The organism is Prolixibacter denitrificans, from assembly GCF_003014495.1.
Classification (GTDB): Bacteria; Bacteroidota; Bacteroidia; order Bacteroidales; family Prolixibacteraceae; genus Prolixibacter; species Prolixibacter denitrificans.
Map to the genome: position 1 here is coordinate 26,335 of NZ_PYGC01000007.1, position 22,860 is coordinate 49,194.

At 43.9% G+C, this 22,860-nt stretch carries 17 protein-coding genes and 2 tRNA genes; 4 read left to right on the forward strand and 15 right to left on the reverse strand.

From position 1 onward, the window contains the following. Window positions 1-117: 117 nt before the first annotated feature. On the forward strand, window positions 118-2,742 hold the full coding sequence (locus tag CLV93_RS13430; RefSeq protein WP_170108949.1) for a hypothetical protein: 2,625 nt from the start codon (window positions 118-120) through the stop codon (window positions 2,740-2,742). A 94-nt stretch (window positions 2,743-2,836) separates the two neighbouring features. Here CLV93_RS13430 and CLV93_RS13435 read toward each other — a convergent pair whose 3' ends face one another. From CLV93_RS13435 to CLV93_RS13465, 7 genes are all read right to left on the reverse strand, one after another. Further along, window positions 2,837-3,691, reverse strand: a complete 855-nt coding sequence (locus CLV93_RS13435; protein WP_211297845.1) for a sugar phosphate isomerase/epimerase family protein — start codon at window positions 3,689-3,691, stop codon at window positions 2,837-2,839. A gap of 36 nt (window positions 3,692-3,727) precedes the next feature. Next, a complete protein-coding gene (locus CLV93_RS13440; RefSeq protein WP_106542734.1) occupies window positions 3,728-5,317 on the reverse strand; it encodes a Gfo/Idh/MocA family protein in 1,590 nt (529 codons plus the stop codon). 27 nt (window positions 5,318-5,344) lie between these two features. Then, a complete protein-coding gene (locus CLV93_RS13445; protein ID WP_106542735.1) occupies window positions 5,345-5,827 on the reverse strand; it encodes a DoxX family protein in 483 nt (160 codons plus the stop codon). 201 nt (window positions 5,828-6,028) lie between these two features. Beyond that, complete coding sequence (locus tag CLV93_RS13450; RefSeq protein ID WP_106542736.1) at window positions 6,029-6,577, reverse strand: DJ-1 family glyoxalase III; 549 nt, start codon at window positions 6,575-6,577, stop codon at window positions 6,029-6,031. Window positions 6,578-6,696: 119 nt separating this feature from the next. Further along, window positions 6,697-7,203, reverse strand: a complete 507-nt coding sequence (locus tag CLV93_RS13455) for an RNA polymerase sigma factor (RefSeq protein WP_025865617.1) — start codon at window positions 7,201-7,203, stop codon at window positions 6,697-6,699. A gap of 480 nt (window positions 7,204-7,683) precedes the next feature. Further along, window positions 7,684-7,756: transfer RNA gene (locus tag CLV93_RS13460), tRNA-Lys, on the reverse strand. Between the two features lie 151 nt (window positions 7,757-7,907). Continuing rightward, window positions 7,908-7,980 (reverse strand) — tRNA-Lys (locus tag CLV93_RS13465). Window positions 7,981-8,302: 322 nt separating this feature from the next. Between CLV93_RS13465 and CLV93_RS13470 the strand changes: the two genes are divergently transcribed. Then, window positions 8,303-8,503, forward strand: coding sequence for a hypothetical protein (locus CLV93_RS13470; protein WP_106542737.1), 201 nt, complete (start codon window positions 8,303-8,305; stop codon window positions 8,501-8,503). 8 nt (window positions 8,504-8,511) lie between these two features. On the opposite strand, the gene CLV93_RS13475 is transcribed toward CLV93_RS13470, so the two are convergent. Together CLV93_RS13475 and CLV93_RS13480 are read right to left on the reverse strand one after the other, a co-directional pair. After that, complete coding sequence (locus CLV93_RS13475; protein ID WP_106542738.1) at window positions 8,512-9,228, reverse strand: LytR/AlgR family response regulator transcription factor; 717 nt, start codon at window positions 9,226-9,228, stop codon at window positions 8,512-8,514. 2 nt (window positions 9,229-9,230) lie between these two features. Next, complete coding sequence (locus CLV93_RS13480; RefSeq protein WP_106542739.1) at window positions 9,231-10,289, reverse strand: sensor histidine kinase; 1,059 nt, start codon at window positions 10,287-10,289, stop codon at window positions 9,231-9,233. 214 nt (window positions 10,290-10,503) lie between these two features. Between CLV93_RS13480 and CLV93_RS13485 the strand changes: the two genes are divergently transcribed. Next, window positions 10,504-10,872 (forward strand): MotA/TolQ/ExbB proton channel family protein, encoded by a 369-nt coding sequence (locus CLV93_RS13485; protein WP_106542740.1) that lies wholly within the window; start codon window positions 10,504-10,506, stop codon window positions 10,870-10,872. Between the two features lie 73 nt (window positions 10,873-10,945). On the opposite strand, the gene CLV93_RS13490 is transcribed toward CLV93_RS13485, so the two are convergent. After that, on the reverse strand, window positions 10,946-11,407 hold the full coding sequence (locus tag CLV93_RS13490; RefSeq protein WP_106542741.1) for a GNAT family N-acetyltransferase: 462 nt from the start codon (window positions 11,405-11,407) through the stop codon (window positions 10,946-10,948). A gap of 93 nt (window positions 11,408-11,500) precedes the next feature. Then, window positions 11,501-12,172, reverse strand: a complete 672-nt coding sequence (locus tag CLV93_RS13495) for a 2,3-bisphosphoglycerate-dependent phosphoglycerate mutase (RefSeq protein WP_170108950.1) — start codon at window positions 12,170-12,172, stop codon at window positions 11,501-11,503. Between the two features lie 354 nt (window positions 12,173-12,526). On the opposite strand from CLV93_RS13495, the gene CLV93_RS13500 reads away from it, so the two are divergent. Further along, window positions 12,527-15,976: a PPi-type phosphoenolpyruvate carboxykinase family protein gene (locus tag CLV93_RS13500; protein WP_106542742.1), complete on the forward strand. Its 3,450-nt coding sequence runs from the start codon at window positions 12,527-12,529 to the stop codon at window positions 15,974-15,976. Window positions 15,977-16,053: 77 nt separating this feature from the next. On the opposite strand, the gene CLV93_RS13505 is transcribed toward CLV93_RS13500, so the two are convergent. The 4 genes from CLV93_RS13505 to CLV93_RS13520 all read right to left on the reverse strand — a co-directional run bounded on the left by CLV93_RS13505 (window position 16,054) and on the right by CLV93_RS13520 (window position 22,839). Further along, window positions 16,054-16,767, reverse strand: a complete 714-nt coding sequence (locus CLV93_RS13505) for a hypothetical protein (protein WP_106542743.1) — start codon at window positions 16,765-16,767, stop codon at window positions 16,054-16,056. After that, complete coding sequence (locus CLV93_RS13510; protein ID WP_170108951.1) at window positions 16,764-17,288, reverse strand: RNA polymerase sigma factor; 525 nt, start codon at window positions 17,286-17,288, stop codon at window positions 16,764-16,766. The genes CLV93_RS13505 and CLV93_RS13510 overlap by 4 nt, the downstream gene beginning before the upstream one ends. Before the next feature lie 353 nt (window positions 17,289-17,641). Further along, entirely contained in the window at window positions 17,642-20,323 is a 2,682-nt protein-coding gene (locus CLV93_RS13515; protein ID WP_170108952.1) for an alpha-L-rhamnosidase-related protein, read from the reverse strand. Window positions 20,324-20,340: 17 nt separating this feature from the next. After that, the gene (locus tag CLV93_RS13520) at window positions 20,341-22,839 is read right to left on the reverse strand and encodes a glycoside hydrolase family 31 protein (RefSeq protein ID WP_106542746.1); all 2,499 of its coding nucleotides are present in this window, start codon (window positions 22,837-22,839) and stop codon (window positions 20,341-20,343) included. Window positions 22,840-22,860: the final 21 nt, after the last annotated feature.

A 22,860-nucleotide genomic window follows, 5' to 3' on the forward strand; every position in this document is an offset into this window, starting at 1 on the left:
ACAAAGAAAAGGTATTTTTACTTACTCATCGTGTTTTCATTGATGTTAATAAAGATACCCAAAGTTCAAATTCCTGATAATATTTTGTTCGGTAGAATTAAAGTTTTCCTTACTTTTATGTTCCGTATATTATCCGGTTTAGCCGTATTTATGAACTATTTCTACACTTTTCTGCGTAAGGCATTGATTCCGTTGTCACTGGTAATGATATTGTTGTCATTTCCGGAGTTTGTTCATGCCCAGAAAAAGAAGCCTCAAATATTAGAAGTGGGTGGAAAGGTGCGGTTGGATGAAGGTCGATTTGACCATGCCACTATTGAAGTACGGAATACGGACAACAACAAAATCGAAAAAAAGATAGAAGTAGAATCATCCGGAAAGTTTGACTTCCAATTACCTTACCAGCATAATTACCAGCTTTTTTTCAAAAGAGATGGATTTTATCCTAAAATGTTGATTCTGACGACAGTTATCCCTGAAAAGGTAATAGCCCGCGACCCATATTTTCCTCCCGTTCAGTTTGTTGTTACCTTGTTTAAGGTTGTTCCGGAAATCGATCCGGCGTTCTCGAAGAAGCCTGTCGGGAAAATATTCTATTCAGCCAAGGTGGATAATTTCGATTCGGAATCGTATTTCAACGACATGCAGATTCGTCAGAAGATTGATGACGAAAAGACCAAGCTGGCCGACAAGTCCTACCAAAAGAAACTCGATCAGGCAAAAGCACTGGAGGAAGCAGGTAAGTTATCAGAGGCCATTGCCATATATCAGCAGGCGGCAGACCTGAAACCGAAAGATGATTTCGTTAAAGACAAGATTAAACTGCTCGGCCAACAAATTAAGCTGAAAGAAGATCAGGCAAAGCTAAACGAAGAGTTTAAACAGCTGATGGCTGATGGCGATAATAAGGTGAACAACAAAGCCTATCGGGATGCTATCGACACCTACAACAAAGCACTGAAAATTAAGCCGGATAACCCGGATGCAAAGGCTAAAATCAACCAGGTAGACAGTTTAATCGCTGCACAGGAAGCAGCAGCTAAGCAGAGAGCGCTGGCAGAAGCCCGTCAAAAACAGTTCGATGACGCCGTTGCCAAGGGCGATAAGCTGTATGGCGAACAGTCGTATGCAGATGCTACTGACGCTTTCAATGAAGCACTGAAATTGCAGCCGGATGCTCAGCACCCAAAAGAGATGCTGAATAAGATTCAGGAAGCTTTGGCTGCTCAAAAGAAAGCCGAGGAAGAAGCTGCCCGTCAAAAAGCAATGGCCGAAGCTCGTCAAAAGCAGTTTGAGCAGACCGTTTCGAAAGGTGACAGTTTATTTGCTATACAGTCATATGCGGATGCTACAACGGCTTTCAACCAGGCACTTCAGTTGCAACCTGATGCAAAGCATCCACAAAAGATGCTGGAGAAAATAAAAGAAGCAGTTGCTGAACAAAAGAAAGCGGCAGAAGAAGCGGCGCAGCTAAAAGCGTTGGCGGAAGCCCGCCAAAAACAGTATGATGCAGCCGTTTCGAAAGGTGATAGCTTGTTTGCACAACAGTCATATGCGGATGCAACCGCCGCTTTTAACCAGGCACTGCAATTGCAGCCCAATGCTAAGCATCCGCAGGAAATGCTGGGGAAAATTCAGGATGCTTTAAATGCGTTGGCTGACCAGAAAAAAGCGAAGGAAGAAGCTGCCCGACAAAAAGCGTTAGCGGAAGCAGCCAAAAAACAGGCGAAAGCAGAGGCAAATCAACGAAAGTTTTCTGCCGCCGTGGCTAAAGGCGATAGTTTGTTCGGACTGAAACAATACGATGGCTCCATCGCTGCATTTAACGAAGCCCTGCAACTGCAACCTGACGCGCAATACCCGGCAACAATGCTTGAAAAGATTAAGAAGGCATTAGCTGAACAGAAAGAGTTGCAACAACAACGCGCTTTGGCTGAGAAAAAGCAGGCTGAAAAGGATAAACAATACAATGATTTAATCGCCAAAGCTGACCAGCAGGCAAAAGATAATCAGCTGATGGCGGCCAAACAAAGCTACACCGACGCGGGGAAAATGAAGCCTCAGGAGACTTATCCGATTCGGAGAGTGAATGAGATTAACGCATTACTGGCGGAACAGGCTCGAAAGGAGAAGGCAGCGAAAGAAAAAGCGCTGGCTGAACAGGTGAAGAAGCAGAAACATTCGACTTATCAGGAAGAAAAAGACACGCTGGATTTCCATTATACTGGTGTCGTAGAGGATTTGTATCTGAAGAACATCAAAAAGGCGGATGCCGCTTTCGCTGAATCGAAATGGACGGTTGCGCGTTTCTTCTATTTTGAAGCGCAGAAATATAAGCCCCAGAAGAAATATCCGAGAACGCAGGTTGATGCTTGCGATAAAGCTATCGAAGCAGAGCTTCAGGCTGAAAGAGAAAAGCAGTACCAGGGCTTCATCAGTAAAGCCGATGCCAGCCTGAAAACGGGAGAATTTACACTGGCGAAATTCTATTATCAGAAGGGGCTGAAAGTGAAGAGCGGCGAGGAGTACCCGAAAAAGCAACTGGTGGCCGTGGAGAAAGCGGTTCAGCAAAAGCATGCTTCTGAAGACGAAGCGCAGTTCCGTTCGTTCGTTAAAAAGGCCGATGATGCGTTTAATCAGAAAGATTTGTCGGTTGCCCGTTTTTACTACCAAAAAGCACTCGCACTGAAACCTGACGAGTCGTACCCCAAAACACAGCTGGACAAACTGAGAAATATGTAGCCCGACGTCAGGACATAAAAAAAGCCCCGCCGGGCTTTTTTGTTTTGTAAGGTGAGTAGAAGGATTTAAATAAATCCGGCGGGACCTTATTTCGTTATACAAAACTAGCATTATTCAGGTACGTGAAGCTGGTGTTCAAATCTTCCCAGATATCGCCTTTGCAACGATCTTCTTCTACGAAGAAATGCTTCATGCCCGCTTTCTCACGTGCGTCAAATATCGGTTTAAAATCGATAGTTCCGGTACCAACCGCTGCAAAAAATTGTTCCGGGCTGTTATCCATGTCTTTCACATGCCACAGTTCGAAACGGCCTGGGAACTTATCGAAATATTCAATTGGCGTGTGACCGCCTTTGGTAATCCAGTATAAATCCAGCTCACTTTTCACTAGGTTCGGGTCTGTATTGCTGAGCAGCACGTCCATCGGAATTTGACCTTCCATTGGCTCAAACTCAAAATTATGGTTGTGATAAGCTAGTTGAAGTCCGTGTTTTTTGGCAAATTGTCCGAGTGTATTTAGCTTATCAGCCGTATTCTTGTATCCATCCAGGTTCTCACGGAACTGTCCCGGCAAATACGGATAAACGATGTATTCGCATCCTGCCTCCGCATGAGCGGCACAAACTTCATCCGCTACATCCGGCTCGAATACAGTGTGGCTCGACAGAAACTTCATGCCCATATCGTTGAGCATCTTGGTAAATTCCTTCGGATCTTTTCCGTAAAAACGACCATTGGCATAGCCAGCTGCTTCAACAGAATTGTAACCTATTTCAGCAACTCTTTTGAGCGTACCTTCCAGGTCTTCGTTCAACTGATCGCGAACAGTGTAAATCTGCAAGCCAATTTCTTTCTGTTTTTTTCCACAGGATGAAAGAACTGTGGGTGCTACCATAGCGGCGGTTGTGAGCATGGCTGATTTTTTAAGAAAATCGCGTCTTGTTCCCATTTTAAATCGGTTTATAGTGTTAGTCAGAATGTAAATTTACACGATGATTTTTTCATTTTCAGCATCCCAGAACACTTTTTTGTTATGTTTATACGAAAGTGTCCCCATGTGAGCGGTAATGGCTTCTTCGAATCCCTGATCGATATTACAGCTGGGCTCTTCACCACTTCGGATGCAGTCGACCCACTCTTTCATGTGAAGGTGTGTCGTATCAACCCTTTTTCCGCCGCGATAGGTGTACAGCAGGCCTCTTCCGGCAAAATACTTCTCCGTAGCCGAGGTTACAGCGTCCACGTTTTTCCTACCGGGAATATAAGAATAAATAGGCAGTTCCGGGTCGATGATGCCTTTCTTGATTTTATCGGCGTATTTGGTCGATTGCACATCCGCATTGATGGTCAGCGTTTGTCCCAGTTCCATCCAGGCATCGTGTCCCATCACAACTTTTCCTCGCTGATGCTGACTGGAAAGAGTAGCACTGTAAACCAATGATAAGTCCTGTTTTGGGAATTCAAACACCGTATGCAATACATCCGGTACTGTCCGTCCATCTTTGTAGAAATAAATTCCTCCGGTCGACATGGCTGATTCGGGAATTCCCACATTCATAATCTGGTTAACGGCGTCATATTCGTGCGTCAGCAAATCGCCCGACAGGCCCGTACTGTAGTCCCACCAGCAGCGCCAACGGAAGAAACGTTCCAGACTGAATTCATGCCAGGGTGCAGGACCAATGAATTGTTCCCAGTCGATGGTACGTGGATTGGCATCCTCATGAATCGGGTAGACCCAGGCACCGTTTGGCGTGTTACGATTGGTCGTCACTTCCACCAGATTGATAGGCCCTAATACACCCTTTTCAATGGCTTCCTTGGCCTTTTGGTAACTATCGGTCTGTCGCCCCTGATGGCCGAGCTGGAAGGTAATTCCGCTCTTTTTCACCGCTTTCCTCACCTCGTAAGTTTCTTCCACAGTCCAGGTCATCGGTTTTTCACAGTAAACGTGCTTACCGTTCTTGGCTGCTTCAATGGTCATCGGGCCGTGCCAGTGATCGGGAGCGGCAATTACAATGGCATCCACTTCCGGTGCGGCACACAGCTCCTGGTAGTTCTTATAGATTGCAGGCATAGGCCCCATGTTTCCACCGGTTCCTTCCCGGTTGACATTGGCACCTGCTTCTGCACACATCCTCTCGTAGGTGTTGAAGATATCGCAAACAGCTGTAATCTGAATACCCAGGTTTTCCTGCTGAAGAAATTCTTCGTAGCGTTTGTCGTCTTTGTTAGTCATGGCGCCTTTTTTCCACTCATCCACCATGGTGGGGTGAGCAAAACCCAGGGCCTTGGCCAGCATCTTTCCACGGATGCCGTATCCGATCAAACCAACACGAAGTGGTTTTCCGTTCACATCCGAAGGGGGAGTGGCCGCAGGTTCTTCGTAACTCATACCAACCTCATTGGTAATGGAGTTACTCAGCAGCCGATCGTACTGTTTCTTCTTGTATACCCCGTAAGCAAACGCTCCCAACACGGGAACTGTCGCGAGACTCTTGATAACGTCGCGGCGGCCTACGTTTTTTTTATTTTCGTTTTGTTCCTTTTCCGGAGTTTGATTCTTGTCACTCATTGTTCGTTCCTCTCTGAAAATTTAGTTCTACTTTGTTTTTACCAGCAAACGGTCAAATCCGATAATTTTCCCGGCAGGAAAAAGGGACAATGCCCACATAGCAAAAAATTCAATAACCACCTTGTCAATAAGCAGATAGCTACCTTCTGACGGGAGAGCGTACTTCAATCCGATGAAAGGTGGGTGAGAGAAATAATACATGGCCAGCAGCAACATTCCTCCGTAAATGGCCCAACGGGTAAATAACCCCAATATCAAAGCGGTGCCGATGAGAACAAGGCCCCACTCGTTCAGCGCGTCGATAACCGGAAGTAATTTGGGCGATGCTGCCAGTGAATGATAAAATCCGGAAAGAAATCCTTTGGAATCCATCAAATAACCAACGGATGTCCAGTTGGGATTTAAAAGCTTGGTGATACCTTCATAAAGAAAATGCCAGCCGATAACAACGCGCAGAATTAACAGCGCAGTTACCTGTGCATTGGTAAGTTTCTGGTTAGGGTTTGACATGATGCGTTTAGTATTGATTAGGCTAAAAAAAATTGAGATACAAATCTCCCGAAAATTAATAAAAGGTGAGACATTGTAAAAAAACGTTAAATGTCATTTTGTGTTTATTACAATTATTTAACTTATGAAAGCAGGTAGATATGACAATGGCATCCCGCGTGAGATGCCATCTTTATTTTTTGGTGATATGTGATGTCCGGATTACTCCACGAGCATGGATTCTGCCAGTTTTTCCGCCACTTTTTTATCTTCCAGGAATTCGACAATTCTCAACGCAAACTTAATCGCAACTCCAGCGCCTCTTCCCATGACGATATTTTCGCATTGCAGTGTCGGTTCTGTCAGAACAGTAGCACCTTTCAGATGTTTTTCAAATCCGGGGTAGCAGACCGCTTTCTTACCCTCGAGAAGCCCCAGCTCACCTAAAACCATGGGCGCTGCACAAATCGCTCCGAGCGGCTTGTCACCAGCGGCAAAGGCTTTGATTTGGTTTTTCAGGCCTTCATGCTCGTTTAAGTGACGGGCACCCGGCATACCTCCGGGTAATACAATCATCTCAATATCGTCGTAATTGACGTCCTCGAATAGTTTGTCTGCTACAACTGGAATGTTGTGACTGCCTTTAACCTCTTTCTTCCCGGTAACGGAAACAGTTGTTACATCGAGACGTGCACGTCTCAAAACATCAATAATGCTAATCGCTTCTATCTCTTCAAATCCCTCGGCAAGGTGTACTGCAATACTTGTCATATCATTCGTGTTTTTTGATGATTAAAGGTAATCAATCGCTGGCATGCATACAAAAAGCCCGGTGAAACTATTGTTACACCGGGCCTCGAAGAAAAATTGAAGACTTATTGTTCAGCTAATTAAACTGCATAATCTTTTAACCATTTGCTGAGTTTCTTACGCGTAAAGAAAATGCGGCTCTTGACGGTACCCAAAGGCAAATCAAGTTTCTCGGCAATTTCTTTGTACTTGTAACCGCTCAGAAACATCTGGAAAGGCTCTCTGAATTCCTTCTCAAGCATGTCAATCTTTTTGTAAATCTCTTTCTCCGCATGAATCGAATCGGGAGCAGGATAATGGACATCCTTGGAAAGAGTGAGATGAAAGTTGTTGTTGGCTGAATCAAATGTTTTCTTCGCCTTTACGTTGCGTCGGTAGTCATTAATGAAGGTATTCTTCATAATGGTGTAAATCCACGCTTTGAAATTCGTGTTCGTCCGGAACTTGTCGCGGTAGGTAAGCGCTTTCAGGTAAGTCTCCTGAAGCAAATCCTGTGCTTTTTCCGGATCACTTGTTAAACTTAGGGCGAAATGATACAACCGGTCTTCCAGACTGATTAAGGTGTTTTGAAATTGAATCTGTGTCATGGTTTTTGATGATTAAAGTTCGTGTTGATTGACTAAAATGCGTGTTTGGTTGATCAAATGTACTATCAAAATTATCCTAAGTTTTTTGTTTTAGCAAACGAACGGAGGGGAATCTTTTCGTTAAATTGAACTTATTCTAAATAATAAATGATATAAATCACTGATATACTTCCATAAAGAAAAATATCAAAGATTCATTCTAAATTACAGTTCAAATGAAACATTTTTATACACTTTGGGGTATAGACGATGCTCTAGTTCAATAATGACAGAAGAAGTGCTGACCTAAAGCGCAGTAAAACAATTACATGTAAAAGATCCAAAATTGTTTAACTATTTTTTGTACGACGAGAATCTAACGTCGGCAGTTAGACCTTGCAAAAGGTAATGCAAGTTATGATAATTAAACAGGCGAATTCAACCGCGTAGTAGTGGAGGGAAACAAAAAAGCCTCCCGGCAGAGGAGGCTTTTTTGAAAAGTGACTGAGCTGGGGCTCGAACCCAGGACCCACGCCTTAAAAGGGCGTTGCTCTACCAGCTGAGCTACTCAGTCATCCTTTATAGTGCCTTTGTTTTTCAAAGGCGGTGCAAATATATTTTCTTTTCGTAAAAATGCAAAACTGAAAATATTTTTTAATTCTTATGGCCCAAATTCTTTCAATTTTCTGCCATAATCTAATCGAAAAAGAACGTTTTAAAGAAAGTGACTGAGCTGGGGCTCGAACCCAGGACCCACGCCTTAAAAGGGCGTTGCTCTACCAGCTGAGCTACTCAGTCATCCTTTGTTGTGCCCTTGTTTTTCAAAGGCGTTGCAAATGTAGAATCTTTTGTTAAAAAATCAAAAGCAGGATTCTGAACAGGGCAGAAATAAACGCTTTCAATGCCGTCAACTACTTTTTTTTCAGAAACTCAGAACAGCTGATTTTTTTTGAAATTATTTCTCACACCGTATCTTTTCGCAGTATTTCCGAAGATCGACAGGCAAGGAAAATCCTTTATCTGCGACCTACACTTCGCACATAAATACATGTTGTCAATCAAACTTGCATACTTTCAGCCGGAAACTTTAACTTGCTGATTCAATCCTAAACTGATAGCTATGAGAACAACGGCATTTTGGATTTTTGGAATTCTGCAAAGTATTTCACTGGGAGTAATTATTTTCCTGATATTTCGTTCGCTTAACATCATTAATGGAGGGAATGTGATTGGCCTGGACACGCAATCTGTTCTTAGTATTGTATTTCCCTTGTTCCTGTTGTTAACGGAATATATTATTTATTCGAAGAAGCAGCGCTGAAAACAGTTTTAAAGGTTTTCCAACCTGTTCATCACGGCATTTTTGTATGTCCGGCTCACCGGAACCATTTTTTGACCGATTTCAACGTATTCGTTAGTAAAAGAATCGAGTTTCGATAGCGAAACAATATATGCTCTGTGTGTTCGAATGAAATCCTTTTGTGGCAGCTTCCCTTCAATGCTGGTAATCGTTTCCCGGGTCACAACGGTTTTTTTATCCAGATGAATCTTCACATAATCGCTTAAACTCTCGATGTAAAGGATATCACTAAAATTTACCTTGATCATCTTCCGGTCGGACCGAACAAAAATGAAATCGCTCTGCTCTTCTTCTGTTTCCGTTGCGTTTTCCTGAATCGAGGCCAGGTTCTCATCGAAATATTTGTTGACCGCCTGAAAAAGCCGCGCAAACGAAATGGGTTTCAGTAAATAATCAACCGCCTGCAAATCGAAACCGTCGACAGCATATTCCCGGTAGGCGGTAGTAAAAATGACTTTAATATTTCGGTTAATGGATTTGGCAAACGAGAGGCCGGAAATGTCGGGCATGTTGATGTCTAGAAAGATCAGGTCAACCTTTTTCGAGTTGATAATCTGAAAAGCTTCCAGCGCATTTTTGCAACTGGCTTCAATGTGGATAGAGTCAATTTTTTTTAGGTGACTTTCCAGAATTTCGCGGGCAATGGGCTCGTCATCAACAATAATGCAATGAATGATTTTCGACATTTTTAGCTCTTTAAATCGGTTATGGTCAGGTCAACTGTGTACCAGTTTTCGTTTTTTTCAATTTTCAATTCGTGGCGTTCAGGATAATTCAGTTCGAGTCGTTTCCGGATGTTCTCCAGGCCAATGCCACCATTTTCATTATTTTCAACGTGGTTTCGGGTTGTATTCTGAATATGAAAACGCAGCTGTCCGTCTTTGAAAACGATCGTCATATCAACGGTCAGAAATCCATCCACGATGTTCCCGTGTTTAAACGCATTTTCCACAAAGGGAATCAGCAACATGGGAGCAATCTGTACGTCATTGTCGATTTCTGCTGCCTGAATGGAGACTTTTAAAGTATCCTGAAAACGAATTTTCTCTAACTCGATGTATTCTTTTACGTGCAGAATCTCTTCGCTTAAATTTACGCGTGGTTTATTCACCTGGTAAAGAATGTAATCCAGAATATTGGACAGTTTCAGGATAATTTCGGGGGTTTGTTTCGACTGTTTTAAAGCGAAGCCGTAGAGCGTATTCAGGGTATTAAACAGAAAATGCGGATGGATTTGTTTTTTCAAGTATTCCAGTTCCTGCTCCTTAAACTGCAATTGTGCTTCCAGTATTTTCTTTTCCAGTTCACGGTTGCGTGACTGTATGCGAAAGTTATTATTCAGTAAACTGACAGAACTGATGATACCGACAATCAGATACACCAAAATCAGGATGAATGCGTAATTGCGACTCATCAGTGGCATGTCGGAAATGTGGATATTGGATAGAAAAATAAAGCTTGCCATGATTGTCACGACAATCAGATAGGTCGACAGAATGAAAGTGTAGATACCGTAAAGAGCGAAACGCCAATACTTTTTTGTTAGTAAATATCTTGGAATCAGAAAATAAACAACAAAGTAAGTGACAGCCATAGTCACCGGCAACAGGAAGCTGGCAAACCAGGTCACATAGGTAATATTGTCGGTTTTGTAACTGAAGAAGTAGACATAGAAAAACCAGACTGCTACCCAAAACAGTGTGTGTAGTAATACCGACCGAAGTTTTATGGTTGTTCCCTGAAACATGACGATAATGATAGGGAATTTAGCTGAATCTGCGGTTTTTTATAGACGAAATACCAAATTATATCCTGATTTTGCAGAAATAACCCCGAAAATTCGTTTTATCTTGCTTATCTGGTCGAAAACCAGCGTTGACTGTTCGTTGGTCGCAAAAAATATTTTTGGGCACTAAACCATGGTACATTTGGTTTAGTGTTTAATCAAAACAATAAAAATTATGGCTGCATTCTTTGCTAAACTGAACGAGGGAGGTCCACTCTTCATGTATGTGATTTTATTCCTGCTAATCCTGATACTGGTGCTTTTGGTAAAAGGATTTCTGGAAAAAGGAAATAATCAAAAAACACTTTCCCTTATTGGTTCCATTGGTTTGTTTACGATGGTTTGGGGATTCCTGGGACAAACGCTTGGTTTGATTGGGGCCTTCCAGGCTATTGAAAAAGTCGGTGATGTCTCGATGGCCTTACTGGCTGGCGGGCTGAAGGTCTCCTTATTGGCGCCCATATTTGGATTGATCGTGTTCCTGATCGCCCGGTTGGGAATCATCGTTCTTACCTGGATGGGAAAAGAGACAAATCAATCATAAGGCTCAGGTTACACACAGAGGCTTACTATCGAAGTCTGTTACATTTATTTGTAGCAGACTTTTTTATGTTGTTTTATCCGGGCAATTTCAGCGGTTTCTCGAAACAAACACTGTTTTCGGCCTCTTTGTACTGTCCGTAGTTGGGAATACGGTCGTAGCTGTTTTTCGTGTACAGCGCGATGGCTTCCGGTTGCTTCACGCCTGTTTCCAGAATGCATTTTTCATATCCAAGTTCCGCGGCCCATCTTTCCAAGGCATTCAGGACTTCTGACGCAATACCCGCTCCGCGCAGTTCCGGAAGGACAAACATCCGCTTGATTTCCATCGTGCTGGCATCATAAGGTTTTATCGCGCCACAACCTACAGGCTTCTCATCCCGGTAGGCTACAATTACATGTCTGATTTGATCAATCTTGTTGAATTGTGCGTAAAACGCGTGTTCGTCGCCATCGCGCACCCGTAAATCGGCATCGAGTAGTGTGACGAGCTGCATAAAATCGTTGTCTTCGGAGTCGGTTCTTTTCAGGGAAATCATCTAAATGCTTCAAAAAAGTTGAACAGCGAAAGTAAAAAGGCGAACAGGAGTGAAATTCCTTGTCCGCCTTATATTTTATTCCGGAAAAGTCAATTATTCCCGGGTAAGTTTATCGTTTTCGTAACTGAACAGCAACGGAACGCCGGTGGGAATTTCCAGCTTCAGTACTTCCTCTTTTGACAGTTCTTCAATAAACATTACAATGGAACGAAGACTGTTTCCGTGGGCCGAAACCAAGACGTTTTTGCCTTCCTTCAACTGCTTCAGAATATTTTCCTTGAAGAAGGGGATAGTACGCTCAGCCGTATCCTGCAGACATTCGCCGTTTGGCGGCGGAACGTCATAGCTTCTTCTCCAGATATGAACCTGCTCGTCGCCGTAGGTTTTAGCCGTTTCGGCTTTGTTCATTCCCTGGAGTTCACCATAGTAGCGTTCGTTCAGGTGCCAGTCGCGGTAAACCGGAATGACATTCTTGCTCATTTCTTCGCTGTAAATAACGCCCCATTCGCTCATTTTACCATCAGGATGAATCACTACCGGGGTTTTTTCGCTCTTGTTCTTCGCCATGGCAATCATAGCCGTTTCGAGGGCACGAACCTGCACCGAAGTATAAACCACGTCGAATTCGAGATCTTTCAGCGTTTCACCAGCCTTCAGTGCTTCTTCAATTCCGACAGTTGACAGCGGGACGTCAACCCAGCCGGTAAATACGTTCTTCTTGTTCCAAAGGGATTGTCCGTGACGGACCAATACCAGTTTTGCCATTTTTTCTTTTTTTATTGAATGGTTTAAAATTCTTTTTTCAGGTTATTTCTCCGGTTTAACAACTTTAGGGCAGTAGAGGTTGAAAAAAATTGAGGAATAGTGAATTTTGTTTATTGAAGGGAAAATCTGTGTTTAATTAACGCTTATATGTTAATTAAGAAACCTTCTTTTTCCAAAAGACAAGAGAGAAAAGTATAGTGTAGAACGCCAATTTTGAATGCTTTCAAATCACCGTATATTATCCCTATTTTAAAACTTTCGAAAACCTCGCTGGTTGTACATATTGTAAGGATTTAATGGATGATTTATTTGTAAATTTGGTAGTTTGATTACTAATAATAAAAGGATTTGACGATGAGAAAGACTTATGGCGCTGGTATTGATACGAAAAAACGTACTGTCAACAAGAAAAAGAAGATTCAGTACATCAATCTGAAGTTGGCTGCGCTTGGGTTTCCTTATTACCAGGATGAACGAACGGCTCAGTTTTTAGACATAGCCACCCCTTTACTGGATAATTACAAGGAACAAACCCGTTTGCTGTCCAGTCATTTATCTCCAATCGGAAAACGGATTCAGACCTTCCTGAATGATTACCTGGCTGAAGTACCCGGCAAAAAAAATATTTCCCTCCCGGGAAATTCATTTGTGCTCGACACACATGGTCTGGCCCGCATGATGTCTATTTCCCCGAATAAGGATTGTTACGAAACGGATATTGTTCGGTCGTACCGGACAGCCCAGGGAATATTGCACAACCCGAAACATGATAAACGTACTACCAAAGGCGTTTTTCACGTGGTAGAGGGTGGCTTGCCGGTTCCGAACGACAAGAAAGCGGTTCCGAAACAGACATTTGCCAAACTGCTGGAAGCGGCTTTGGATCCACCGAAAGATTTGATGGAACTCCCGTTTACTTCGGACCAGGAAGATAAGGCTGAACTGTTTTTAAGCCTGATGTTGCGTCCGGTTGTTGTGCCTGAAGTTCCGGGCCTCACAAAGGAAAAGGCGATGGAAGTGCTTTTCCTGGCACCGGGAAACCTGATTAGTAACCTCGATTTCGTCGAATCCATTTTTGGTAATGCCGGCGACCCGAATCTTCCTGAAAATGATGCCGCTCTCGATCCGGAAACATGGACAGGCCACTCGGGATGTGTAATTCTGGCAACACATCTCATTCACATGAAGAAAAAAGATCTGGGACTTCCGCACTACGATGATGCTACCGAAAGGCAGCGTCGCGACGGAATGTGCTGGAAGGACGAGAATGAGCTGTACAACGACGGTGGCGCATTTAAAATCACAGCCCGTGACGAGCGGGGAGTAGTGGTGACCATTATTGCCGACAACTACTTCGGGTACTGTAAAAAGGAGGTCAAAACGCAAATCAGTTATTCAGCCAACTTATACGGACTTTGCGAAGAAGAACATGCCGGTGGAGCGCTTGCTTTCCAAAGCTACGATTTAGGAGAACGATTCATGCTGGATGATCGTCTGCCTACCAATAACCTCACATTTAAGGAAATGACCAGCCTTTACAGTGATTTGATGAATGTTCAACCGGAAGGGTACGGTATCGATAAGAATAATCCGGATATTCTGTACATTCCTGAAAACGCTGAGTTCAATATCTTCGAACAGTCGGTTAGCTGGACAAATGGCAACAGCAATCACAGCATTAAGCTGCTGCCGACAAAACACTATATTCTGCCGTCAGGCTACCGCATACAAATGCGGAAGCGAATGAATGGTCACCATTGGCACCTCACCGGTGCAGTGGCCGAAGGAACACTTTGTCACAAGCCTTGTACCGTTTCCGGTGGTGGAAAATCAGAAATCTCGAAATCCATTAGAGATGCCATGATTCAGGGCTCAGTGATCGTTTCCGACGATTTGCAGAAAGACTTGAATATGGTAGAGGAAATCATGGGAATGGATTTTTCCAACCGTTTCAAAGAACCGTATCAATATACAAAGCCATCCCGCAGTATTCTCGACTCGACCCGCTCGTTAGGTTCGGTCATTAAACTATTGACACCCGCCGATGAGTATTCCGATGAATACAACTTGTGGTTGCAGTCTGTTCCGCAACGAATTAAAGACTTGATTTACATTGTCAAACGTCGTTATCACAATGAGTGGGACAAGCACTGGCGTGAATTCTTCTCGGTCGACCAGATAAACGGAAGCCCGGGTAATGAACTGAAATTCATGGGGCGTAAGTTGATTTCCAACTATCTGCGTGTAGGTCACGACCTCGACAATTCCTGGCGCATTTTCCAGGTACGTCAGGATTTTTATCCGGCACAAAAAGTGCAGGTGGAAGATGATATTACCGCGTCCATCATTGTAAAAACCGATCAGCTGTCGGATTTGAACCCGCAATATTCGAATCCCAGCGTGAAATTGCTGACCAACTGCGAGGCCCGGCTCTTTCAACGCCCGGATGATTGTGTGATTAAAGGATACGATAAACAAGCTGAGAGTGACTTGGCAAGCCCGAATACGTTCTTGTCCAACTTCGAGCCGTTGACAAGGGAACAGGTGAAGGAGATTAAGGAAGACACCATTGGATTTGACTTCTACACCCAGCCGGTGAAGGATTTGATCAACAACTTCCTGGAAAATGATGAGCCCAATTACCTCGTTGTTCCTTCCGAACCTCGTCTGGTGAACGGCGTTCCATCTCAGAATCCGCGTTACCTGCAGGTTCGCCCCGATCTGGTAGAGCCGACAGATAAATACATTGCTGAAGTCTGTGAACGAATTTTCCGCAAGATTCCAACAAGTAAACCGCTTTACCTTCCGGTGAATAGTGTCCTTCCGGGACGTAGAAATAATCCGGCCGATCCGAAAAATAACGTTCCGCCGTTGGCTATTTACAACCCAATTCATTACCAGGAATTGCCGGAGTTGTTCATCGATTTTATCTGTAGTATTACGGGTAAATCGCCGTCTACCACCGGTTTCGGTTCAGAAGGTGCGCTGACGAAAGGACCGTTCAACAACCTGTTGGTGGCAGCAGACTTGAACAATGCGTTGCTGTCGTACATTCTTACGGGATATGAGCCACTTTCATCGGCTGCTGGTTATGTTGGTCCAAAATACAAAGTCGACCACGATATCAGCTTGTTGATGCCTGAAATTATTTCCCGCATGTCGGTCGAAGAGCGTGACCCGAAATATCTGATCGAGAACGGATATCTTGAAAAAGTGGAGAATATTGAACATGAGGGAGAAGTGATTGAGGCAAGTCTGCTTGGCTACCGAATCACCATCAAGTTCGTTCACCATTTCCTCGGCCGTATTTTCAATAATCCTGATGCGGTTTTCACGAAGGACATGCTGCGGCCTGAAATGCAGGATAAAGAAACATTCGTGCATTCGCTGAAAAACCTTTCCATTACGCAAAAACGGGTAGCCGAAGGTTTGATGACGGACGGTACTTACGAAGCACTGTGTCCGCCGTTGCAGGCACTTGTATCCATTATGGTTAACGGTGAGTACGAAGGTAAGGACCGCGAACATCCCGATGTTCGTCAATTGTTTACCCGCGAATATGTGATGAACAGCGACTGGTACAAGCATCGTCTGAAAGTGAAGCAGGAAAGGGACATTAAGTTCTGGAACCAGACCATCACGTACCTGGAAGACGCCCTTGATCGTGAGAATTTGGAAGAAGCTGCACAAAAGCTTGACCTGGAAACAAAATTGAAAAAAGCCAGAGAAGAGTTGACTCATGTGCAGTCGGATGCTTACATCGACGAATTGTACGGTACACTCGGAGCTGATCCATTGAAATAGAACAGTTTCAATATAACGAAGAAAGCCACTTCCTGTTTTAAAGGGAGTGGCTTTTGTTTTAGTTACAAAGTGCTGTTTTACAGTAGAAAATAAAGAAGTACAAGCATTCCGAGAACAATTAAAATCGTGTACATAAACAGATTTCTTCTCCTGCTCATTCGGTGTTCTTCAATCTTCAGCGAAGCAATACTTTCGTCGTCAAGGTCTTTGATGGCTTCCGTCAACTCTTTTAACTCGTTACGGTAATTTGCCCATTGGGCTCCCAAAGAGATGATAAATGCAGCCAACAGAAATAAATACAACACAGGGTCCTCCCAAGGCGTTCCCATCCTGATTTCATGGTATTTAAATTGAAAATAGAAGAAGAAACCTGTTACCACGAAAATCGGATTGGAGAACGAGCTGTTGATGATAAAGTTCCGATAGGTATTTTTGAAGTAATGCAGTTGGTTCTTCAGGTTATTCATCACTGCATCAGTTTCTTTTATCTTTTCCAGCTTTTTAAGATAAATAAAGTTCATACCAAGTAGTATCGCCGTGACGCTTATCAGAACAACGATAATTTGCTGATAAACGGGCTCTGCGACCTGAAATGTTATCAGGTATAGAAGTGCAAGGACAAGCAGGCCTTTAAAGCCCATATCAAAGTAAATAATCCTTTTACCACTCTGCGAAAATTGACGCGACTTCTTTTTCCGGTATTCCTGAATTTCTTTCAGCGAGTACTGTTTCCCGACAGTTTCATCAGTGTTGGCCGATTTCCAGATTTGTTTTATATCGTCTGTTTTCATGCTTCCGATGTTTTGAGATTGGTGCAAGGCTGAAGAATTTTTTCAAGCTTTCGTTTAATTCGGTGCAACTTAACGCCCGCATTCTTTTCGCTGATTCCCATGATGTCACCGATTTCACTATACGAATGCTCTTCGAGATAAAGCAGAATCAGTGCCTTTTCAACCGGCTTTAGCCGCTCTATTCCCGCATAAAGCATCTGTATTTGCTCTTCATCAACTGCATCTTCGTTCGAAATCAGGCCGTTGTGCTCAGGCAGCCTTTCCGTATAACGAATCAGATTTTTCCTCTTTCGCTGCGATTTTGAAATAGCCGTATTCAGGCTAACCCGGTAAATCCATGTTGACAATTTAGAATTCCCTTGAAACGACGGCAACCCCTTCCATAGGTTGATGGTAATCTCCTGAAATAGATCGTCCTTGTCGGCTTGTATTTTACAGAAGATGTTGCACACCTTTATCAGCACTGCCTGATTTTCGTAAACCAGTTGCTCGAATGCTATTTCGGACATTGGTTTTGTCATTTTCATCACTTTTTACACCCGATTAGACGAACGTTTTCCGGAATAACTACACTTTTCAAGCTTTTTCTTTCGCCGAAATACAATGGTCTGGTTTTTCTTATGCAGGTCGATTAGGTCTTCGCCCAGACGGATGTTTCCTTAAATTTACCATAAAAGCTAGAAATACAGACTGAGTTGCAGTGACGCCGGTTAGCATACTCAGATATCCGCGCGTTCTGTAGGAGAGAATTGAATGTAAAAGTGATTGGAGAGTAGGGGTGGCCTTACTCAGACGAGTATCGGTTCTTTCGGTTAATCATTCAAATTGAGCAGAGACGCGAATGCTCGTTCCTCTGCTCAATTTGGTGTTCTGTTTATTTTGGTATTCGAACTAATTGAATTTCATCCAATAAGAATCGGTTAATTTTACCATTCATGTTGGTGTTGCAATCGTTAAATTGAATGTGAAAATGGTGATTTCCCTTCTTCAGCGAAGCCTCCACCGTATTGCTCCATCCCCAGTCGGACCATTCGTTTTTCCCCCTTTGTGGGAAAACCAGGGCTCCCTGAAATTGATTGTCTACATAGAAAGAGCGGATACCACATTTATTGTCGGTATTTACCGGGCCACTACCATTCGCATATCGGAAACGGATGCGGTATTTTCCTGCAGAAGATAAGTTTATCATAAAACTAAACGGATCTCGTTGGTCCAGATTAAATTCAACGTAACCATCACCTTTATAACCACTTACTTTTTTCTTTAAGTGATAGTTGAAATGCTCAGCCTGAACCACTATGTCAGAAGATGTTGGCTGTATTTCAACCGGTTGACTTAAAAACGATGAAGTTCCGTCATTTTTCACTGCTGAAACCTGATAGGTTGCTGGTACATTTGTTTTAAAAATCAGGCTTGTGGTATCCTTTGTTTCCGAGATAACCGTTCCGTTTTTAATGACTCGATAGTTGGCAGCTCCTTCAATGGAATTCCATGTCAAAACGTCTCCCTTGAGCTTCGCCTCCGGAGTATTAGGAGCGATGATAAAAGGAGCCATCTTCACCGCTGGCCCATCTGGATGGTTGTTCATGGTCATCTCAATGGTATGTTTTCCGGTTAAACCGGAGGGAATAACAGGATTTTCAAGCTGTTTTCCATCTAAATAGAAAGATGAGATGGAATTGCCAAAACCTCTAACAGTCAATGATAAAATTGATTTCCGATAATGAAAGTTGTCTAGTTGGTAGGTTCCGCCAAAGTTTTCCGGAATAACCGGATGAAAATACAAACTGTCAGTTCCCGGGGTGATACCAAATATGATTCGGTAGGTCATGGCCAGTTGACCGGCAATGCTCCACAATTGACGACTGGAATTCAGTACGGTTCCGGCAAAATCGCCTGTTTCGGCAACCATATTTTCTTTATTTGTCAGAAACAAAGTAGCGGCCCGAAGTTGTGTTGCGTAACTATAAGCGACCATGCTTTGCTGCTTTTCTTTGGCTGAAGCCAATGTCCAGAAAGCTTGTACAAATGGCCAGCTGGCATCGTTGTGGTACGGCGAAATACCAGGTGTTTGTGGATTAATACAAGGAATCCCGTAGGGCAGGAGCGGTGTGTTTTCCAGTACTGACCGGCTTCTGGATGAATCGGCAATGCCGAAAAGCAAGGTAAATGCTTCGCCAAGGGATTCAGAACGGGGCGAAAGACTGAAGAAATTCCGACCATAAAGATATTGTCCGTAGTAACCCTTTTCTGCTTCCCAGAGGTGTGCATTTATGCTTTTTTTCAGTAAATCAGCTTTGGCACTCCATGAATCGCTTTCCCCTAGTTCTTTGGCCATTTTGCCCAACACCTTGAGCGTTCGGTAATGAACGGCATTGGTTCCCAGGCTCATCGAAGCATAAATGTCAATGGGTTGCATCCAACGGGGATAGGTTTGTTTCCGCCAATCGAGAAACGATGATTCGCCACGCATCAATCCGGTTGCCGGATCGACGATGGTCCGCTGATCACATTCTACCGAGTTACGGACAATCCTGTAGCTCGTTTTCAGCCACTTTTTGTCACCAGTGGTTTTGTATATCTCCCAGGCAGCTAACGACCACACCACGCGGTCAGACGATACCGGCCAGGCTCCTCCGGTCCCGGTATCCTGGATAATGTGACCGTCCCTGACCTTCTTCATCAGGCTTATTGGGGCCACTTCCGGTTCCAACATAGCCAGCGACAACACAATGCTGTAACTGATGTCCCGGGTCCAGACGCCTCCCCATTTATCTCCGGTGCGGAATGTGCTGTCCGCTTCGATGTCCTGTTTCAGTTCGTCCAGCGAAAGCCGGTAAATAGCGTTCAGTAGCGGAGATTCGCTACTAAAAACCGGATATTGAGCGATGTCGTTTTTCAATTTCCATTCTGGTCTTACATGCGCATCCGGATTGAATGCATTAAATACCAGTTGAACGCTGTAAATTCCGTCACCATCAGGATCAGTAAGTTCAAGTTGTTTGTTGTTTGGGAGGTTTTCGAAATCCCAATTCAATGGAAAAGCACTTCCGGCGATATAAACGCCTTTGAAATCTTTCCGGTAGATTTTATTTCCATGCACATCCTCGTAATACCCTTTGGTTTTAAAAGCATCTAAAACCGGACGCATATTGAGGTTGAACTGCACGTGAGTATTCTCCGGCAGATTCTTCACCAAGGCTTCTTTGACAGAAGGCTCGCTCTTCTGCCCAAAAACGATGCTGATAACAACAGGCTGGTCTCCATTCGGAGTCAAATCAGCCGTGTGATTAACGTTGTAGTCCAGTTCATTGTCTTTCCCATTGATGCTGAATTTAAATTGAATTACAGGGCTAAAAGCCTGCTTTGCCGGACTTTTATAGTTTGTTGCCATGTGCGTGTCCGACAGTGCTTTGCCAACAAAACTATCCTGAACCACGCGGTCGGAAAAAACCGTAAACGCGGGGCTTTGGTACAATATCTTCTCTTTTTTCCGGCAAGAAGAAGAGATTACGGCTAAAAGCAATCCCAGGAAAACTATCAGTAGTTGTTTCATATTTATGTCATTGACTGTCATTTCTCAATGGTTATATGTTCTACTTCCTGATTAGCCGGAATGTAGATAGTACAAACCCTTGTTTCTTTATCCCATGACCACTGGGGACGCTTTGAGGGATGTTTCTCAGAAGAATTCCAGGCTTCTCTCACCTTCTTCATCTTACCGTCCTGTGTGAGAATGGAATGAGGTGCTTCATTTAAATAAAGCCGATATACTAACTCCCTGGGAGTAACCTGATAACCATTTTCTACCTTAAGTGAATAGTTAATCGTGTAAGCCTCGCGGCTGGTGCTGCAAACCAGTTGCCTTTCGGCGAAGATATTGCGTTTGTAGTCATTACTTTCGCCATCATCTTCATAGACTGAAAAAGAGGCTCTTTTATTCACAGATGCAGGATAAACACGCAGGAGCAGTGGATAATGCGGATCTTGTTGAATGTATTGCATTACCGGCATCATGGGAACGATGGAGCCTTTGCGGACGAAGAGGGGCGTGGTTTTCAACGAAACGGGATAATCGATCCACTGCTTTCCGTCATAAATGGTTTCGGGATGGTCAAAATCAATCCATTTACCTTCGGGCAGATATACTTTTTTCGATGCAGCGCCTTCTTCCGTAACCGGAGCCACCAGCAATTCCTTTCCAAACAGGAACTCAATGTTCAGGTCGGCGGTTTCCGGATCATCCGGATATTCCAGCATCAGGGCACGCATTAACGGAAGGCCTGTGTCGTGCGCTTTTCGTGCATACGAATAAATGTAAGGAAAGAGCTGATACTTCCGTTCGATTGCTTTTTTGCAAATCGCCTCTACTTTAGGGCCGAAACGCCAGGGTTCCACTGCGTTGTTTCCTTCGTGATGGGTCCGACTGATGGGATTAAATACCCCGAATTGCATCCATCGGGTATAGAGTTCTCCTTCCGCCTGATAATCGGATATATCGCCGCAATAGCCAGAAATATCGCAACTCCAGAAAGGAATGCCGCCCATCCCGGCGGAAAGAGCTAGAGGAATCTGCCCGGCTAGTTTTTTCCAGCCTTTGGTCACATCTTCACCATTGCCGGCATCGCCTGACCAGCCAAAGGTGTACCGCTGCATTCCGGCGAAAGCCGAACGGGTCATATGGAAAATGCGGGTGTTAGGATTGTGTTTTTCGAATTCCTCAGTCACGACCTTGTCCCATGTAAGTCCGAAAACGTTGTGTATTTCGGCATGCATTCCCAGATAATGCTTCATGTTAAGGCGGTCTGTTGCCTCTTCGTTACTCCAGGCGGGCTCGCCCATGTCAGTCCAAAAGCCACGAACGCCCTGGTCGATGACCTTTTGTTGGTAATTGCCCCACCAGTCGGCTACTGCCGGATTGGTGAAATCAACGACGCCACAGTTTCCGCCCCACGGCCAGGGCATGTCATAACTTTTCCCGGTACGGATGTCTTTTACAAAGTAGCCCAGTGAATCGGCTTCGTTCCACTGCTTCTTATTGTTCTGCGACACAACGGGGTCTTGCGAAACAATTACTTTGAATCCCTGATTTTCCAAATCATCCAACATCTTTACCGGATCCATGTAGTTTTCCTTTCGCCAGTTAAAATCCTGCAAATATTGGGTCCAGCCAATGTCCTGAAAAATAATGTCACAGGGAATTTGGCGTTTGCGAAATCCGTTGGCAATCTCCCGCGTGAGTTTTTCGTTGGTCAACATACCACGCGATTGCGAGAATCCTAATGCCCAATCGGGCGGCATAATCGGATGTCCGGTCAGATTCATGTACCGGCCAATGATTTGTTTGTAAGAAGGACCGTAAATAAAGTAATAAATCATTTCTCCACCCGGCGTAGCAAAGGAATAGTTATCGGCTGATTCAGTGCCGAAATGGTAGGTCGTCTTGAAGGTATTGTCGAAGTAGATACCATACCCTTCACTGCTCATGAAGAAGGGGATGCTCTTGTACAAAGGGTCTTTATCGACCTGGTAACAGGGATTGTCGCTGTTCCACATTTTAAACTGATGCCCGACGCGATTGATGGGTCCATTCTTTTCGCCTAGTCCGTAGATGCGTTCCCCCGGACGAAGACTGATGTGACTAGCCATTTGTGTAGAATCCATCTCAAAGCCACGATTCTGATAATCATCCATCAGGAGTTTTTGATACTTGTTGAAAATACTGATGTGAAAAGGGGCTTTTCGTACCCGGATGATCAAGTCGCCGGTGTAAATTTCGTAATGTTGCGGTTGCTCCGAGATATTCAGCTTTTGATTTCCATTGGATTCGTCGGCTACCACTGCAAAGGATTGATTATTCCGATGAAAATCGTCGGTATCATACCAAATGCGGATGACTCCCGGACCAACTTCCTTTATCTGTACTTTGATGTTATTCTCACAACTGAAAACAGCCGTATTTCCATCGACAGTGTAACTCCGGCAATTTCCCGGATGAACAATATCTGAAGCTTTTGCAATTCCTGTTAAGAGGAAAACAAAGGCAACTGCCTGTATAATTCGTTTCTTCATTCTTCTAGTGTTATTCGATTC